The sequence below is a fragment of the Kribbella sp. NPDC004138 genome (assembly GCF_053603655.1).
Genome location: NZ_JBSGFZ010000009.1, coordinates 118,266 through 134,426, shown reverse-complemented (window position 1 = coordinate 134,426; position 16,161 = coordinate 118,266). Strand labels below are relative to the sequence as shown.

Here is a 16,161-nt window from a genome sequence, read left to right as displayed (position 1 = left end):
GCCGGATGACCGAGCCCGCCGCCCACCAGGGTCTGCAACGGATCACGCCACGCCGGACCCGGATCGGTCTGGTCGCCGGCGGGCTGGGTGCGTACTGGCCGCAGTTCCCGGACCTGCTGCCACAGCTGCAGGCGTCCGCGCGGCGGGTGTCCGAGCGGCTCGCGGCGCTCGACTGCGAGGTGGTCGACGTCGGGTTCATCTCCGACGCGCAGGAGGGCGCGGCGGCCGCCGAGAAGCTGCGGATGGCCGACTGCGACCTGATCGTCGGCTTCCTCACGACGTACATGACGGCGTCGATGCTGGTGCCGGTCGCGCAGCGCAGCGGCGCACCGGTGCTGCTGCTGAACTTGCAGCCGACCGAGGCGATGGATCATGCCTCGTTCGACACCGGCGCCTGGCTGGCGTACTGCGGGGCGTGCCCGCTGCCCGAGATGGCGAACGCGTTCGAGCGGTGCGGGATCGACTTCCGCTCGGTCTCGGGATACCTCGAGGACGAGCGGGCCTGGGCGCGGATCGACCGGTGGATCCGCGCCGCCGGTGTGCGGGCGGCGCTGCGGCACGGACGCCACGGCCTGCTCGGCCACCTGTACCCGGGCATGATGGACGTCGTCACCGACCCGACCCTGGTGTCCGCGCAACTCGGCGGGCATGTGGAGATCCTGGAGATCGACGACCTGCGGGTGCGGGTGGAGCAGGTTACCGAGACGGAGACGTCCGCCCGGATGGGGCTGGCGGGTGAGCTCTTCGAGCTCGACGACTCGGTGAGGCTCGAGGACTTCCGCTGGGGCGCGACGGTGTCGGTCGCGCTGGACCGGCTGGTCGAGGACTTCGCCCTCGATTCGCTGGCCTACTACCACCGCGGGCTGGACGGCGAGACGCACGAGCGGATCGCGGCCGGGATGATCCTCGGCGCTTCGTTGCTGACGGCAAGGGGTGTGCCGGCGGCCGGCGAGTACGAGCTGCGGACGTCGCTGGCGATGCTCGTGATGGATCGGCTCGGCGCGGGCGGGTCCTTCACCGAACTGCAGGCGCTGAACTTCCGCGACAACGTGGTCGAGATGGGCCACGACGGGCCCGCGCACCTGGCGATCTCGGCCCGGAAGCCGTTGCTGCGCGGGCTCGGCGTGTACCACGGGAAGCGCGGGTGGGGCGTGTCGGTGGAGTTCGACGTACAGCAGGGTCCGGTGACGTTGTGCGGGCTGGGCCAGCGGCGGGACGGGTCGTTCAACCTGATCGCTTCCGAGGGCACCGTCGTACCGGGACCGCTGCTGCAGATCGGGAACACGACGTCGCGGGTCGACTTCGGGTGCGATCCCGGCGAATGGACCGACGCGTGGTCGGCGTCCGGGGTCGCGCACCACTGGGCGCTCGGGACCGGCCACCGCGCCGCCGACCTGGCCGCGGTCGCCGATCTCCTGCACCTCGACCTCACGGTGATCGCGCCGTGAAGCGGGTCGCCGCTGTAGATCTGGGCGCGTCGAGCGGCCGGGTGATGCTCGGCTCGGTCGGTCCCGAGGTGCTCGAGTTACGCGAGCTGAACCGCTTCTGGAACGGCCCGGTCCGCGTCCACGGCACCCTCCACTGGGACCTCCTTCACCTGTACCGCTCCGTACTGGACGGCCTCCACCTCGCCGGCCGGATCGACAGCGTCGGCATCGATTCCTGGGCCGTGGACTACGGCCTGCTCGACGCCTCCGGTCGCCTGTTGGGCAACCCCGTCCACTACCGCGACTCCCGCACCGACGGCGTGCTGGAGCAAGTCCTCTCGACGATCTCCGCCGCTGAGTTGTACGCCGTGACCGGGCTGCAGCAGCTGCCCTTCAACACCATCTACCAACTCGCTGCCGAGGAACTGCCGGCCGATGCTGCCACCTTGCTGATGATCCCGGACCTGCTGGCGTACTGGCTGACCGGAGAGATCGGGGTCGAGCGGACCAACGCATCAACTACCCAGCTGTACGACGTGTCGGGCCGGGACTGGAGCGATGAGCTGATCTCGCGGGTGCCTGCTCGGGTCGGGGGTGCGCGTTCGGGTGGTGGCTTGCCGCGGCGGGTGTTTCCGCGGCTGTGGGAGCCCGGTGACGTGATCGGGACCGCGTTGCCGGACGAAACTGGGCTGGCGCCGGGGATTCCGGTGGTTGCCGTGGGATCGCATGACACGGCATCTGCTGTGGTCGCGGTGCCTGCCGCAGACGATCGGTTCGCGTACATCTCGTCCGGGACCTGGTCGCTGGTCGGGCTCGAGCTGGACGCGCCGGTGCTCACCGATGACGCGCGGGAAGCCAACTTCACCAACGAAGGCGGCGTGGACGGGCGGATTCGGTTCCTGCGCAACGTGATGGGACTGTGGATCCTGCAGGAATGCCAGCGGGTCTGGGGTGACGACGACCTCGCCGGTCTGCTGCGGGACGCGGCCGACGCGCCGCCGTTCGCCGTACTGATCGATCCGGACGCGCCCGAGTTCCTTGCCCCAGGCAACATGCCGGCGCGGATCGAGGAGCACTGCCGGGCCACCGGGCAGGACGCGCCGCGGTCCCGCGGCGCGGTGGTCCGCTGCATCCTGGAGAGCCTCGCCCTCGCGTATCGCCGCACCCTGCGCGCTGCGCAGACGATCGCGGACCGGGACGTCGACGTCCTGCACGTGATCGGCGGCGGATCGCAGAACGAACTGCTCTGCCAGCTCACTGCCGACGCCTGCGGCGTCCCCGTGCTCGCCGGACCGGTCGAGGCCTCCGCGCTGGGCAATGTCCTCGTCCAGGCTCGCGCCCTCGGCGAGCCCTTCCCGGACCTGCGCGCGATGCGCGCCCTGGTCCGGTCCACCCATTCTCTGCGGCGCTACGCCCCGCAGGGCAAACCGGCCGACTGGGACGCCGCCGAGTCCCGGCTTTTCGGAACCAGGTGATCAGTATGACCGTCCTCTCCCAGGAATTCCGACCGCTCGCCCGGAGGGTGCCGCCGCGCGAGATCAGTCATGACGACCTGCAACTGCTGCGGCTGCTGGCCACCGGGCTGCCGGTGGACGGCGTCGCCCGCCGGCTCGAGTTGTCCGAGCGGACTGTGCGCCGGCGGACCCGCTTGATCTGCGACCGGCTCGGCTTCAGCACCGCGATCGAAGCCATCGTCTGGGCGGCGCGCCGCGGCCTGGTCTGAGCACGCCGTACGGCGTTAGGCGGCGACGGCTCCGGGTACCGGAGGTTCTGATCATCGAGCCTAGGGAGGACCGATGGACGGAATGACTGTTGTCTGGATCGTCGTCGCAGCCGCCGTGCTGGTCATCGTGATCGCACTGATCGCGGGTGCGATGTCGAAGCGCCGCAGTGAACGTCAGCGGCAGGAGGCCTACGAGCACGAGCAGCAGGCCAGGACGAGCGCGATGCACGCCGAGCGGCAGCAGGCCGCGGCCGACGAGGTCGACGCCAGGGCGCGCAAGGCGCAGGCGATCGCCGACGAGAAGGCCGCCGAGGCCCGCCGCCTGTCCGCGGGTGCGAACGAGCGGCGCGAGGCCGCCGCGGGCGCCCGCACCGAGGCGGACGAACACCGCGACCAGGCCCAGAACCTGTGGCCGGACGACAACACCGACGGCACCATGAGCCGCGACGGCAAGGCCGGTGCCATGGACGAGCAGCCGGTTCGCGACGAGAGCTGGGACGACGGGACGCATCCGCACGATCCGCGGCATCCGAAGCACTCCGAGCACTGACGCTCAGATCAGGTACCGGAACTCGGGGGAGTTCGGGTTGATGCGCTCGATGTCGAGTGGGGCGGCCTCCATCCGCGACAGCAGCAGCGGGAGGTCGTCCCGGCTGCTGATCTCGATGCCCACCAGGGCGACACCGGTCTCGCGGTTGTTGCGCTTCACGTACTCGAACAGCGTGATGTCGTCGTCCGGCCCGAGCGTCTCGTCGAGGAACGCCCGCAAGGCACCCGGCTCCTGCGGGAACGTCACCAGGAAGTAGTGCTTCAGCCCTTCGTACACGAGTGATCGCTCGAGAATCTCGCCGTACCGGCTGACATCGTTGTTCCCGCCGGACAGCAGACACACCACAGTCTCGCCCGGACGGACGTCGAGACCGTTGCCCAGGGCACTTGTCGACAAAGCACCCGCGGGCTCGGCGATCAGTCCGTCGGTCTGGTAGAGCGCGAGCATCTCCGAGCAGACGAGCCCCTCGGGCACCGACATCAGCTCCACGCCGGCGGCTCGCACCAGCGGGAGCGTCACGTCGCCGACGCGGCGCACGGCGGCGCCGTCGACGAAACTGTCCAGGTGCGGCAATGTGACAGGCTTGCCGGCCGCAAGGGCCGCCGCCATACTCGCCGCGCCACCCGGCTCCACGCCGACGATGCGTACGCCGGGATGCCGCTCGGCGATCCACGTTGCAACCCCTGCAACGAGACCGCCGCCGCCGACCGGGACCACGAGCACGTCGGGGGCGTGGCCGAGCTGCTCCACCAGCTCGACGGCGACAGTCCCTTGTCCCGCAACGGTTCTCGGGTCGTCGAACGCCGGCACCATCGTCGCGCCGGTCGCCGACGCCTCCGCGATCGCCGCGGCCGCCGCGTCGTCGTACGTGTCGCCGGTGACGATCACGTGGATCTGCTTGCCGCCGAGCGCCGCGATCCGGTCCCGCTTCTGGCGCGGCGTCGTCCGCGGCACGTACACCTTGCCGTGCACGCCGAGGATGTGGCACGAATACGCCAGCCCCTGACCATGATTGCCTGCACTCGCACACACCACGCCCGCGGCCTTGGCGGTGTCGTCGAGCTGCGCGATCAGGTTGTACGCACCGCGAAGCTTGTAGGAACGCCCGATCTGCAGGTCCTCCCGTTTCAGCCAGACCTGCGCCCCGGTGCGCTCGGAGAGGCGGAGATTGCGCTGCAACGGTGTACGGACGGCGACGCCGTCCAAGCGCTTGATGGCGGCCTCGATCGCTTCGGCGTCAACAGTCGATACGGTCGATCGAGCCACTGAACTACTGCCCTGCATGGTGTTCCTTCCCGTGCATTTGCACGATCTTCGCCGATTCGCTCGCTGCACAAGACGATTCGCGTCCACAGTCCGGACCGGCGGATACCTTTGCGTATCAGACTCTTGCACCATGCGTGAAACGGCTCTTCACTGGGCATCTTAGTTTTCATACGCTCACTGGGTGTAACGGCCAGGCCCCTGGAAGAGATGAGCCGGGTAGAAGCCGGACAGTGAGGACTGGAGGGCACATGGAACTGATTCCGTTCAGTCTGTGGGGCGACGCTTTGTGGTGCGGTCAGGAAGTCGTGCGGGAGGCCCCGCACGAGCAGGCGATCCGTAGCCTGTTCCCGGACCCCATCCCGGCGCGCGGCGCAGATCTGGACACCGAGGCGGACCTCGTCCCGGAACCGCACAACCGTTTCGACCCGCGGTCGATCGCCGTCCGGGTGCAGGGCAAGGTTGTCGGCTATCTGCCGAGGGACGACGCGCACCGGTACCACCCGGTGCTGTCAGAACTGGTGGCGCAAGGCCTGCAACCGCAGGTGCCGTGCCACCTGTGGGTCAGCGAGTGGACGGCGGCGAACTGGGAGGGAGCGGACGCCGGCGGCAACGGACCCCAGGGCACCGAGTTCCACGCAAGCGTCGCGGTCGCCCTCGGGCAGCCGCACATGCTCGTGCCGGTGAACCTGCCCCCGCCAGGCAGTTTCCACCTGCTGCCGGCCGGCAGCGGCATCGTGGTGCCGGGCAGCGAGGTGCATCCCGACATCCTGGCGCCGTTCTTCCGCGCGGAAGGCGAATGCTGGGCGTACGCCACCATGCACGCGATCGAGGAGGAGGACACCATTCAGGACCGGCACCGGATCGTGGTCGAGGTCCGGCTCGACGACGAACCCGTCGGCCGGCTCAGCGCACGGCTGAGCGCCGAGTTCCTGCCGGCGATCCACTACCTCACCGACATGCGTGCCGAGACCGCCGCCCGGGTCACCGTCCGCGGGGACCGGACCGCATCGGAGGTGATTCTCTACGCGGCGCGGAGTCACGACCTCCCGGCTACCTGGCCGGACGGGCTGGCTCGCTCCCCAGTCGCGTCCCCGCAATGGCACTACTGGGCGACGAAAGAAGCCAACTAGGCGGCTGCGCAGTACTGACCATGCCTCACCAGGCCGGTACTGCGGAGCTACTTCTCATGACGCCGGGCAGTTCCCTCCGGGGAGCTGCCCGGCGCCGTTGCCGACGGCATCAGGCGTCGGTGGACGGGTGGTGACGTACCTTGGGCGTATGGCGAACGCACCTGCCTGCCCGGTCTGTGGGCAACGAGGAGTGCCGATCCTGTACGGGCTGCCGACCCCGGTCGCGCGGGAGGCGGCGGCAGCCGGCAAGGTGCGGCTGTTCGGGTGCGTGATCCCGCCGGAGCCGGACAACTGGACGTGCCCGCAGGACCACACCTGGCAGGCCGACGACGACCAGGTGCTGACGGCCGCGATCGACGCCGCACTCGGCCGGAAGTGAGCCGGATGCGGGAGCCCTGGAACCACAACATTCACTACCACCCGCAGATCCTCCAGGCCGTTCCGCCCGGCGCCGAACGCGCGCTGGACGTCGGCTGCGGCGAGGGCATGCTGGCCCGAAAGCTGCACAGCGTCGTACCCCAGGTGACCGGGATCGACCTGCACACGCCGAGCTTGGAGTTGGCGCGTAGCCACGGCGACGACATCGAGTACGTCCACGGAGACTTCCTGGAGTATCCGCTCGAGCCGGCGTCGTACGACGTGATCGGATCCGTCGCCACGATCCACCACGTCGACGCCCGCACCGCCCTGCTCCGCCTGCGCGACCTGCTCCGCCCCGGCGGCGCTCTGGTGGTGATCGGCGTCGCACGATCGAACCTCCCGCGCGATCTCCCGCGCGAATTGGCCGGAGTCGCCGCCAGCTGGGCACATCGCGCCGTCAAGGGCCACTGGGAACACCCGTCCCCGACGGTGTGGCCCCCACCCGTCACCTTCCCGGAAATGCAGTCCCTGGCCGCAGACCTCCTACCAGGCGCGACCTTCCGCCGCCATCTCCTCTTCCGCTACTCAATCACCTGGAGAAAGTGACGAGGCCGTTGCGGCTTCGGTGTCCCACGTGGACAGGCAGAACGGGTGGCCGGCTGGGTCGGTGTAGACGTAGCAGTGGTCGGAGTTCGGCTGGTAGTCGTGGAGTTTGGCGCCCGCGGCAAGGACTCGGGCGCCGGTTGCGGCCAGGTCGTCGACGTAGAAGTCGAGGTGCATTCGCATGTCGCTGCCGGGCCATTGTGGTGGCTCGAAGTCGTCGACCTGTTGGAAGCCGAGGGAACCGTTCGGGCCCGTCACGGCGGCCCAATGCGTCGTACCGCTGGCGGTTCCGCCGGTGATCTCGGCGTAGAACCGGGCGAGGGCGAGCGCGTCGGGCGCGTTCAGCGTGATGCCTTCCAGCCGGATCGTGTCAGACATCACTACCTCGGTACGCCGGGGTGAGCTCGGTCCAGCGGGCGTGCCACTCCGGCGCCGGCTTCTCCTCCGACCAGCCGTCGGCGTGGGCCGGGCCGTCAAGCGCGAGCGCACGGCCGAGATCCTCCAGGTGGACCTGCCAACCGGCGCCGTGGAAGTGCATCGAGCCGATCGGCAGGCCGCGCTCCTCCACCACCAGCTTGGTCTGTGACCCGACCGGAGCGAGCCAGGCCTCGAGTTGGCCCTCGTCGTCGGTGCCGGGCTCGGTGGTGAGCAGCAGATGGTGCGGAGCCTCGCAGCTGTCGATCCGCACCTCGCCGCTCCACGTGCTCGTGAAGACGGCGCGGATCGTCTCGCCCTCGTGCAAGCCGCCCGACACCTTGGCGATCCAGCGCGCCAGTCGCTCCGGCGTCGTACACGCCGCCCACAGGTCGTCGATATCCGTGTCGTAGACGTCCTCGACGCGCACCGCGCCGCGGGTTTCGTCCAGAGCCCGCATCGTCCCGGTCATCCTCACTGCGACGCCTTCTTTCCTCGTGCGATCTCGGTGTGCAGTGCGTCGAGCCGGTTCCGCCACAGCGCGCGGTAGCCCTCGAGCCACTCGTCCACCTCGACGAGCGCCTCCGGCCGCAAGCTGTAGATCCGCCGCTGCGCCTCCTGGCGTACGTCGACCAGCCCGGCCTCCCGCAGCACCCGCAGGTGCCGGGACACACCGGGGCGGGCGATCGGCAGCGCGTCGGCCAGCTCACCGGCCGTCGCCGGATGATCCCGCAGGATCTCCAGCACCGTGCGCCGGCTCTGATCCGCCAACGCCTGCAACACCATGTCCATGGCGTGAATGTACCCAAGTAGTTACGTAACCACAAGGGTACATTCAGAGCTTGGCGCCGATCAGCTGGAAGATGTCGTCGTGCGCGCCCGGGAGGTCGTCGTGCCCGAAGTCGGGGTAGCTGCGGACCTCCTTCGGCGAGGTGATCTTGTTGTACGCCGCGAACTGCGTGGACGGCGGGCAGATCTGGTCCTCGAGCCCGGTGAACAGCGTGACCTCGGCCCGGATCCGCGGTGCGAGGTGCTGGACGTCGATGTAGCCGAGGGTGGTGAAGATCTCCTCCTGCCGGAGGTGCCGCGGGTCGCGCTTGCGGAACCAGGTGACGATCTCGTCGTACGGCGAGGTCTCCAGATTCAGGTCCCACGTCCGCTGGTAGTCGGACAGGAACGGGAACACGCTCGCGGTGTACTTGATCGTCGGCGTCAGTGCGGCCGCCACCAGCGACAACCCGCCGCCCTGGCTCCACCCGGTCGTCGCGATCCGGGCCGCGTCGACCTCCGGCAGGTCGCCGATGATGTCGGCCAGCCGCCGCGTGTCCAGGAAGACGTGCTTGTACAGCAGCCCGTCCGGCCCGGCGTCCAGCCCGTGCACCAGGTGGTGCTGCAGCGAGAAGGCGTTGGCTTCCTGCGACGGCGTACGGAACCCGACCTGCTCGCGGACGTCGAGCGCCGCGACCGTGAAGCCGCGCGCGGCGTATGGCAGTAGCTCGACCCACTTCGGCTGCTCACCGCCGTACCCGTGGAACAGCAGCACGGCCGGCCCGGTCGGCTCGGCGGGACGCAGCACCTTCGCGTGCACGCGGTAGCCGCCGGTCCCGGTGAAGTACAGGTGCTGCGCCGTCGCAGTCGTCAGCGGGAAGTCCGCGGCGTCGACGAACTCGGCGTCGGCCGCGACCTCGTCCAGTGAGAGCAGCGCCTTGTCCCAGAACGCGTCGAAGTCCGCGGGACGCGGATTCGTGCCCTGGTAGGTCAGGAGTTCGTCGTACGACAGGTCGAAGGAAAGCACTGCATCATTCTGCGTCGCCGGCGTCCTCGGGGGCAGTCCCGTCCCAGATCGTGTACCCGTGTGCGGCGTTCAGCTTGTCCCGCAGCGCGGTCTCCAGTTCCTCGACCCGCCCGGGGGCCAGCCACGAGACCGGCAGCAGGATCGGGTGGTCGGGGTTCTTGGTCCGCAGCACGATCGCCTCGCCGTGCGTGGTCTCGACCCGGCCGACCTCGGTGATGTCGGTCCAAGGCGTGCGCAGGCCGCGGACCTCGATGTCGCGGTCGCGCAGCCGCGCGACCTTGGGCGGCCGGGCCAGGATCCACAGGCCGGCGATCGCGATCAGGCCGCCGAGCGTGACGAACACCGACACCGCGACGCTCGGCAGCCCCAGCGCCCAGAGCACCGCGGCCACCCCGAGAATGATCAGCCCGGCGGCCAGGATCCCGAGGAACCGTCCCGACCGCATCCGGTACGTCGTCCGCATCGGCACAGGATCTCATCCGCCCGGGGTGACCGGATCAGAAGGCCCGAGCCAGAGGTCAGTTGCCGGTCTGGCTCGGGTTGTAGGCGCAGGCGTCGTTGAGGTTCTGGGCCTCGCCCGGGGTGGCCGTCGGCTTCGGCGGCGTCGTCGGGCGCTTCGTGGTGGTGCTGCTGGTCGGCTTCTTGGTCGGCTTCGCGCTCGGGGTCGAGGCGACCGGGTTCGTCTTCGGCGCGATCGCCTTCTGGATGATCTCCTGCATCGCCGTGTAGTCCGGGTTCTTGCCGGTCGGGAAGTTCTTGTTCTTGTCCAGGTCGATGTTGGTGACCTTGGCGTTCTTCACCTTCAGCGCGAGCTGGATGAACGCCGCCAGGATGTCCTGCGGGATATCGGTGCGCAGCAGCTGCTTCCCGGCCTTCGCGATCTGCTGGTACGACGTCACCAGGGTCTGCGGGTTCGCGCTGCTCACCAGCGCGTGGATCGTGCAGCGCTGGCGCTCCTGACGCGACGGGTCGCTGAGGCCGTAGCGGCCGCGCGCGAACCACAGCGCGTGGTAGCCGTCGAGCTTCTGTTCCGGGCCCGGCTCGATGTACCCGCTGGGCTTCTTCTCGCTGTTCGACCCGGGGCCGGCGCCGTAGTCGCCGCCGATCGGCACCCGGTAGTTCACGTTCACCGTGATGCCGCCGAGCGCGTCGATGATCTGCCGGAAGCCGGCCAGGTTGACCTGCATGTAGTAGTCGATGTCCAGGCCGAGCGCGGCGCTCGCGGCCAGCTTGACCACGTCCGCGCCCTCGTTGTCGGTCTGGCCGAGGATCCCCGGGTGCGCCTTCGGGACGTTCTCGTACATCGCGTCGAGGTAGTACTCCGGCTGCTCGACGTTGCCCAGGTTCGGGTCCCAGAAGCCGTCCGGGTACGCCTTGTGCAGCGGTGAGTCCTGCGGGAACGGCATCCGCATCCAGTTCCGGCTGAGCGAGATCAGCGCGGTGTCACCGGTCTTGGTGTCGATGCTGGCCACGATCACCGTGTCGGTCCGGACGCCGGTCCGGCCGACGCCGTCGTCGGCGCCGAGCAGCAGCAGGTTCAGCCGCGGGATCTTTGCCCACGGGTCGCTCTTGTTCACCTTCGGCCGGGTCGCGCTCTTGGAGTTGCCCTCGGACTGGAACACGCTGCCGACCAGGTCGCGCTGGGCCATCACGGTCTGCGCCGCGACGGTCGTCGGGACCGCGATCGCGAAACAGAGCAGCCCGACGAACATCGAGCCGGCCAGCCGGCCGGTATAGGTCATGCTGACCGGGCGGAGCAGCTTGTGCGACGCCACCACGGTCCAGATCCAGCCGGCGCCGAGCAGCACGACCGCGCCGGTCGCGATCAGCAGCTGGCGCGGGGAGACGAGCAGGGCCAGCACCGAGTCGCGGTGCGTGAGGCCGACGTACGCGGCGATCAGCAGCAGGCCGATGCTGATCGTCAGGACGAAGGCGCCGAGCTTCTTCCGGCCGCCCATCAGCAGTCCAGTGCCGGGGACCAGGGCGCTGAGCAGGGTCAGGCCGATCGCCTTCGACGCCGTGCGGGCGCGGTGCGAACGGGCACGGGACCGGCTGGCCCGCGGCGCTGCCCTCCGACCGGCTGCGCGAGTGCTTCGCGACATGGCTCCGTTCCCTGATCGACGACGTGACGACCCCTCCGTCGGCCGCGCGCAGCGGCCCACGGTACATCAGACGCCCACGCCGCCCACTTGGTTGACGTGATGCTGTCGACCCCCGTCGATGCCCGCCAGCGTACACATCCACCGGCCGACACACCGAAGGTCCCACCCCGAACACTCAGAGTCGCCACCCACCCCACCGCCCCGAGCGGAGTGGCCAGTCAAGCCCGTCCAGAAGCCCGTCGCCAAGCCGAGCACCTCCCCAAGCCAAGCAAAGGTGAGTCGCCAGACCAAGGCGAGTGGGCACCCAACCCAGCGCGGGGGGTCCGGGGGGCGAAGCCCCGCCGGGCGGGCCCCGGGGGTTGCACCCCCGGAAGAAATAGCCGGAGCGCCTCGCCTGCGCATTCTGCAGGCAAGGCGCTCCCAAAGCGGAGGCGGCGGGATTTGAACCCGCGAGAGGGGATTACCCTCAACCCGCTTAGCAGGCGGGCGCCATCGACCGGACTAGGCGACGCCTCCTCCGACGATCCCCACGCGGGGGACACGACGACGGCCAAGACTATCCGGTGGACCCGCCCGGCAGCAAAAGCGGGGTCAGCTGCTCAGCGATTGCTTCGCCTCGGCGACCAGTTCGACCGTTCGCGGCGTCATCGGCTCGGGCGAGACGATCAGGTGCTGGACGCCGAGCTTGCGGTACCCCGCGGCCGCCTCGGGCAGCTCCTGGACGGCGATCGCCTTCGGACTGGGATCCGGTACGGACTGGTCCGGGTCGCGCACGATGATCCCGGCCGTCGCGGTCACCGACCCCGCCGGCTTGCCGGCCGTCTCGACTGCCTGGCGGAGGGTCTCGAGGCGCTCTTCCACCTGCAGGTCGGGGGCGCCGTACCAGGCGGTGTTCCAGGCGTCGGCCCACTCGGCGGTCAGCCGCATCATGCGCGGCCGGTGGCCGGCGACCAGGATCGGGATCCGGTGCGGCGGCGCCGGGTCGAGGTCGGCGTCGCGGACGGAGTAGTACGTGCCGTCGTACGTGACCGTCTCGCCGTGGATCAGCCGCGCGACGATCTCCAGCCACTCGGCGAACGTCCGACGCGGTGGTCGGTCGGCAGCCCGAAGGCCTCGTATTCCGGGTCGTGCCAGCCGGCGCCGACACCGAGCGTCAGCCGGCCGCCGGAGACCTCGTCCAGCGTCACGGCCATCTTCGCGGTCAGGCCGGGATCGCGGAACGATGCGCAGAGCACCATGTTCCCGAGCTCGACCCGCTCGGTGACCGCGGCGACCGCGCTCAGCAGGGTCCAGCTGTCGTGCATCCCGAAGACCTGCCCCTCCGGGTCCCGGTAGAGGAAGTGGTCGGCCAGCCAGACCGAGTCCAGGCCGCCCTGGTCGGCCGCCTCCGCGACGGCCCGCACGTCCTTCCAGCCCGGCATCCCGCCGCCTGGCCCGTCCCCTGCGCCGAGCGGAAGCATCACACCGATCTTCAGGTCCACGGTCCGACACCGCCGATCTTCTCGACACTGATGTGCGTGATGTACCCGGCCGGCAGGTCGTCACCCGGCAGGAACTCCGCGTCCGGGCCGAGGTAGGTCTTCGCGAGCTCCCGCAGTACGCCGACCGCGCCGCCCTCGGTGATCCGGGCGGTGCCGGTGACGATCAGGTACTCCGCGAGGCCCATCTCGTTGACCCGGTCGGTCTCGATCGACAACGCGACCCGGCCGTCCCGGCGGATGTTCTTCACCTTGCGGTTGTTCGGCACGTGTGCGGCGATGATCTCGTCGCCGTCCAGGCCGACCCAGACCACCGAAACCTGCGGGCTGCCGTCGGGGTTCAGGGTCACCAGGTGGCCGAGGGCATCGGATTCGAGCACGGCTCGCGCACTCTCAGGGATTCGCATGCGGTCAACGTACGTGGATCATGGGCGCTATGAGGAGGCCGTACCCGGATCGGGCGGCCGCGGGCCGCACGCTGGCCGACGAGCTCGGATCGGTCGGCGGCTCCGTTCTGGTTCTCGGGCTGGCGCGCGGCGGCGTTCCCGTCGCGGCCCCGGTCGCGGACGCCCTGGGCGCGGAGCTCGACGTCCTGATCGTGCGCAAGCTCGGCCTGCCGGGGCAGCCGGAGCTGGCGATGGGCGCGATCGCCGGCGTCGGCGAGGAGTTGCACGTGGTCCGCAACGAGCCGATCGCGGCGGAGGTCGCCCCGGAGACGCTGGAGGCGGTCCGGCAGCAGGAGGTCCTGGAGCTGCGCCGCCGCGAGCACGCCTACCGCGGCGACCGCCCGCCGATCGACGTCCGGGACCGCGTGGTGATTCTGGTCGACGACGGCCTGGCGACCGGCGCGACGATGCGCGCGGCCGTGGAAGCCGTACGGCGCCAGGGCCCGGCGCGGCTCGTCGTCGCCGTACCGGTCGGCGGGATCGACAGCTGCCGGCGGCTGTCCCAGGTCGCGGACCAGGTGGTGTGCGCGTGGATCCCGCAGTACTTCACCGCGGTCGGTCAGGCGTACCGGGACTTCTCGCCGGTCGGCGACGAGGAGGTCCGCCGGGTGCTCGCGGAAAGCACGGCGCGGCGCCCCGGAGGATGATCCGGGGCGCCGCACCGTGGTGGCCCGGCCGCCGGCTTCCGACTCGGCGGCCGGTGCTCTGGGGCCGCGCTGTCAGCCCAGCCGGGCCTTCAGGTGGTCGAGCTCGACCTTCAGCGACGTCGGCACCGTGTCGCCGAGCTTGGCGAACCACTCCTCGATCAGCGGGATCTCTGCCTTCCACTCGTCAGGGTCGACGTGCGACGCGAGTTCCAGATCCTGTGCGGTCACGTCGAGCCCGCTGACGTCCAGCGCGCCCGCGGCAGGCACCCGGCCGATCGGGGTCTCGACCGCCTCGGCCTTGCCCTCGATACGCTCGATCATCCACTTCAGCACCCGGCCGTTCTCACCGAAGCCCGGCCAGACGAACTTGCCCGCCTCGTCCTTGCGGAACCAGTTCACGTAGAAGATCTTCGGCAGCTGCGCCGCGTCGTGCTGCTTGCCCACGGTCAGCCAGTGGTCGAAGTACTGCCCCGCGTCGTAGCCGAGGAACGGCAGCATCGCCATCGGGTCGCGCCGGACGACGCCGACCTGGCCGACCGCCGCCGCGGTGGTCTCTGACGACAGCGTGGCGCCCATGAAGACACCGTGCGCCCAGTCGCGCGACTCGGTCACCAGCGGCACCGTCGTGGCCCGGCGGCCGCCGAAGATGATCGCGGAGATCGGCACGCCGTTCGGGTCGTCGTACTCGTCGGCGATGATCGGGCACTGCTTGATCGGCGTGCAGAACCGGCTGTTCGGGTGGCTGGACAGCTCGCCCGAGGCCGGCGTCCACTCGCGGCCCTTCCAGTCGGTCAGGTGGTCCGGCGGGGTCGGCGAGTAGCCCTCCCACCAGACGTCGCCGTCGTCGGTGAGCGCGACGTTGGTGAAGACCGAGTTGCCCTTCTCGATGGTGCGCATCGCGTTCGGGTTGGTCTTCCAGCCGGTGCCGGGGGCGACGCCGAACAGGCCGAACTCCGGGTTCACGGCGTACAGCCGGCCGTCCTTGCCGAACCGCATCCAGGCGATGTCGTCGCCGAGCGTCTCGACCTCCCAGCCCTCGAGGGTCGGGTCGAGCATCGCCAGGTTGGTCTTGCCGCAGGCGCTCGGGAACGCGGCCGCGACGTAGTGCACCTTCTTCTCCGGCGAGATCAGCTTCAGGATCAGCATGTGCTCGGCGAGCCAGCCCTCGTCGCGGGCCATCGCCGACGCGATCCGCAGCGAGTAGCACTTCTTGCCGAGCAGCGAGTTGCCGCCGTACCCGGACCCGTACGACCAGATCGCCCGCTCCTCGGGGAACTGGACGATGTACTTCTCGTCGTTGCACGGCCACGGCACGTCGTCCTCGCCGGGCTGCAGCGGGGCGCCGACCGAGTGCAGGCAGGGGACGTACGACGCGTCGGTGCCGAGCTTCGCGAGCACCTCGGCGCCGGTGCGGCACATGATCCGCATCGAGGCGACGACGTACGCCGAGTCGGTGATCTCGACGCCGAACATCGGCTTCTCGGCGGTCAGCGGGCCCATGCAGAACGGGACGACGTACATCGTCCGGCCGCGCATGCTGCCGCGGTACAGCCCGGTCATCAGCGCCTTCATCTGCGCCGGGTCCATCCAGTTGTTGGTCGGACCCGCGTCCTTCTCCTCTGCCGAGCAGATGAACGTCCGCTGCTCGACCCGGGCCACGTCCGACGGGTCGGTGCGGACCCAGAACGAGTTCGGCTTCTTCTCGTCGTTCAGCCGGACCATGGTGCCGGCCGCGATCAGTTCGTCGGTGAGCTTCGCGTACTCCGCGTCCGAGCCGTCGACCCAGTGGATCCGGTCCGGCTGGGTGAGCTCGGCGACCTCGGCGACCCAGGCCAGCAGGCCGGCGTGCCGGGTCGGTGCGTCGGTCAGGTCGTACGTCGTGGCTGGTGCGGCCGGGAGGTCCGCTGCGGCTGCTGGGGCGGCGGTCTCGGTATGGGTCGGGCTGGCGGTGGTCGTCATCGGCGGCTCATTCCCTCTCGGCTGTCGGGCCCGGCAAACCGCGCGGCCCCCTCGACGCTGAGGAGGTACGGCTCCGGCCGCCGGGGTCTCCGGCGGTTCGATCCAGCTGGCTGGCGGTGTGATCTCTCGCAGACCAGTGCGTCCAGTGGACGTATACCAGTGCGCAAGTGGTACTACGGTACGCGAACCGGCTGGGTGCTGAGAACCCCGAGAACGTGAACCCGGTCACAAAGTTTTCGCGACAATCGCTTTCCGGTGTCG

At 69.9% G+C, this 16,161-nt stretch carries 17 protein-coding genes, 1 tRNA gene and 1 pseudogene; 8 read left to right on the top strand and 11 right to left on the bottom strand.

Going from position 1 to position 16,161, the window contains the following annotated elements; all coding sequences use genetic code 11:
- Positions 1–5 precede the first annotated feature (5 nt).
- The 4 genes from ACWEOO_RS15025 (at position 6) to ACWEOO_RS15010 (ending at position 3,700) form a co-directional block, all read left to right on the top strand.
- Positions 6–1,448 carry an arabinose isomerase gene (locus tag ACWEOO_RS15025; RefSeq protein ID WP_452143438.1) on the top strand — a complete coding sequence of 481 codons (1,443 nt, stop codon included), beginning with the start codon at positions 6–8 and terminating at the stop codon, positions 1,446–1,448.
- The gene (locus ACWEOO_RS15020; protein ID WP_452143437.1) at positions 1,445–2,902 is read left to right on the top strand and encodes a rhamnulokinase; all 1,458 of its coding nucleotides are present in this window, start codon (positions 1,445–1,447) and stop codon (positions 2,900–2,902) included. Before ACWEOO_RS15025 ends, ACWEOO_RS15020 begins: the two co-directional genes overlap by 4 nt.
- Positions 2,903–2,907: 5 nt before the next feature.
- Complete coding sequence (locus ACWEOO_RS15015; RefSeq protein ID WP_355693208.1) at positions 2,908–3,150, top strand: LuxR C-terminal-related transcriptional regulator; 243 nt, start codon at positions 2,908–2,910, stop codon at positions 3,148–3,150.
- 73 nt (positions 3,151–3,223) lie between these two features.
- Complete coding sequence (locus ACWEOO_RS15010; RefSeq protein WP_452143436.1) at positions 3,224–3,700, top strand: hypothetical protein; 477 nt, start codon at positions 3,224–3,226, stop codon at positions 3,698–3,700.
- Positions 3,701–3,703: 3 nt separating this feature from the next.
- Here ACWEOO_RS15010 and ilvA read toward each other — a convergent pair whose 3' ends face one another.
- A complete protein-coding gene (ilvA, locus tag ACWEOO_RS15005; RefSeq protein WP_452143435.1) occupies positions 3,704–4,984 on the bottom strand; it encodes a threonine ammonia-lyase IlvA in 1,281 nt (426 codons plus the stop codon).
- Between the two features lie 230 nt (positions 4,985–5,214).
- Here ilvA and ACWEOO_RS15000 point away from each other — a divergent pair, with 230 nt between their 5' ends.
- The 3 genes from ACWEOO_RS15000 (at position 5,215) to ACWEOO_RS14990 (ending at position 7,062) form a co-directional block, all read left to right on the top strand.
- Entirely contained in the window at positions 5,215–6,096 is an 882-nt protein-coding gene (locus ACWEOO_RS15000; protein ID WP_363707113.1) for an HIRAN domain-containing protein, read from the top strand.
- A gap of 148 nt (positions 6,097–6,244) precedes the next feature.
- Positions 6,245–6,475 (top strand): hypothetical protein, encoded by a 231-nt coding sequence (locus tag ACWEOO_RS14995; protein ID WP_363707115.1) that lies wholly within the window; start codon positions 6,245–6,247, stop codon positions 6,473–6,475.
- A 5-nt stretch (positions 6,476–6,480) separates the two neighbouring features.
- Complete coding sequence (locus ACWEOO_RS14990) at positions 6,481–7,062, top strand: class I SAM-dependent methyltransferase (RefSeq protein WP_452143434.1); 582 nt, start codon at positions 6,481–6,483, stop codon at positions 7,060–7,062.
- On the opposite strand, the gene ACWEOO_RS14985 is transcribed toward ACWEOO_RS14990, so the two are convergent.
- The 9 genes and pseudogenes from ACWEOO_RS14985 to ACWEOO_RS14945 all read right to left on the bottom strand — a co-directional run bounded on the left by ACWEOO_RS14985 (position 7,042) and on the right by ACWEOO_RS14945 (position 13,255).
- Positions 7,042–7,437 carry a VOC family protein gene (locus tag ACWEOO_RS14985; protein WP_452143433.1) on the bottom strand — a complete coding sequence of 132 codons (396 nt, stop codon included), beginning with the start codon at positions 7,435–7,437 and terminating at the stop codon, positions 7,042–7,044. The two genes, ACWEOO_RS14990 and ACWEOO_RS14985, sit on opposite strands and share 21 nt — an antisense overlap.
- Positions 7,430–7,945, bottom strand: a complete 516-nt coding sequence (locus ACWEOO_RS14980; protein WP_452143564.1) for an SRPBCC domain-containing protein — start codon at positions 7,943–7,945, stop codon at positions 7,430–7,432. Before ACWEOO_RS14980 ends, ACWEOO_RS14985 begins: the two co-directional genes overlap by 8 nt.
- A 2-nt stretch (positions 7,946–7,947) precedes the next feature.
- Positions 7,948–8,265 carry an ArsR/SmtB family transcription factor gene (locus ACWEOO_RS14975; RefSeq protein WP_355475352.1) on the bottom strand — a complete coding sequence of 106 codons (318 nt, stop codon included), beginning with the start codon at positions 8,263–8,265 and terminating at the stop codon, positions 7,948–7,950.
- A 43-nt stretch (positions 8,266–8,308) separates the two neighbouring features.
- A complete protein-coding gene (locus ACWEOO_RS14970; RefSeq protein WP_452143432.1) occupies positions 8,309–9,268 on the bottom strand; it encodes an acetylxylan esterase in 960 nt (319 codons plus the stop codon).
- A 4-nt stretch (positions 9,269–9,272) separates the two neighbouring features.
- Complete coding sequence (locus ACWEOO_RS14965) at positions 9,273–9,731, bottom strand: hypothetical protein (RefSeq protein WP_359934437.1); 459 nt, start codon at positions 9,729–9,731, stop codon at positions 9,273–9,275.
- 55 nt (positions 9,732–9,786) lie between these two features.
- Complete coding sequence (locus ACWEOO_RS14960) at positions 9,787–11,370, bottom strand: LCP family protein (RefSeq protein WP_452143431.1); 1,584 nt, start codon at positions 11,368–11,370, stop codon at positions 9,787–9,789.
- Positions 11,371–11,796: 426 nt separating this feature from the next.
- A tRNA-Ser gene (locus ACWEOO_RS14955) sits at positions 11,797–11,886 on the bottom strand.
- A gap of 75 nt (positions 11,887–11,961) precedes the next feature.
- Positions 11,962–12,791 (bottom strand): annotated as a pseudogene (locus ACWEOO_RS14950) (LLM class flavin-dependent oxidoreductase).
- Positions 12,792–12,841: 50 nt separating this feature from the next.
- Positions 12,842–13,255, bottom strand: coding sequence for a TIGR03618 family F420-dependent PPOX class oxidoreductase (locus tag ACWEOO_RS14945; RefSeq protein WP_359934431.1), 414 nt, complete (start codon positions 13,253–13,255; stop codon positions 12,842–12,844).
- Positions 13,256–13,284: 29 nt separating this feature from the next.
- Here ACWEOO_RS14945 and ACWEOO_RS14940 point away from each other — a divergent pair, with 29 nt between their 5' ends.
- The gene (locus ACWEOO_RS14940; protein WP_452143430.1) at positions 13,285–13,941 is read left to right on the top strand and encodes a phosphoribosyltransferase; all 657 of its coding nucleotides are present in this window, start codon (positions 13,285–13,287) and stop codon (positions 13,939–13,941) included.
- A 72-nt stretch (positions 13,942–14,013) separates the two neighbouring features.
- Here the strand turns inward: ACWEOO_RS14940 and ACWEOO_RS14935 are convergent, their stop codons facing one another.
- Entirely contained in the window at positions 14,014–15,900 is a 1,887-nt protein-coding gene (locus ACWEOO_RS14935; RefSeq protein WP_452143429.1) for a phosphoenolpyruvate carboxykinase (GTP), read from the bottom strand.
- Positions 15,901–16,161: the final 261 nt, after the last annotated feature.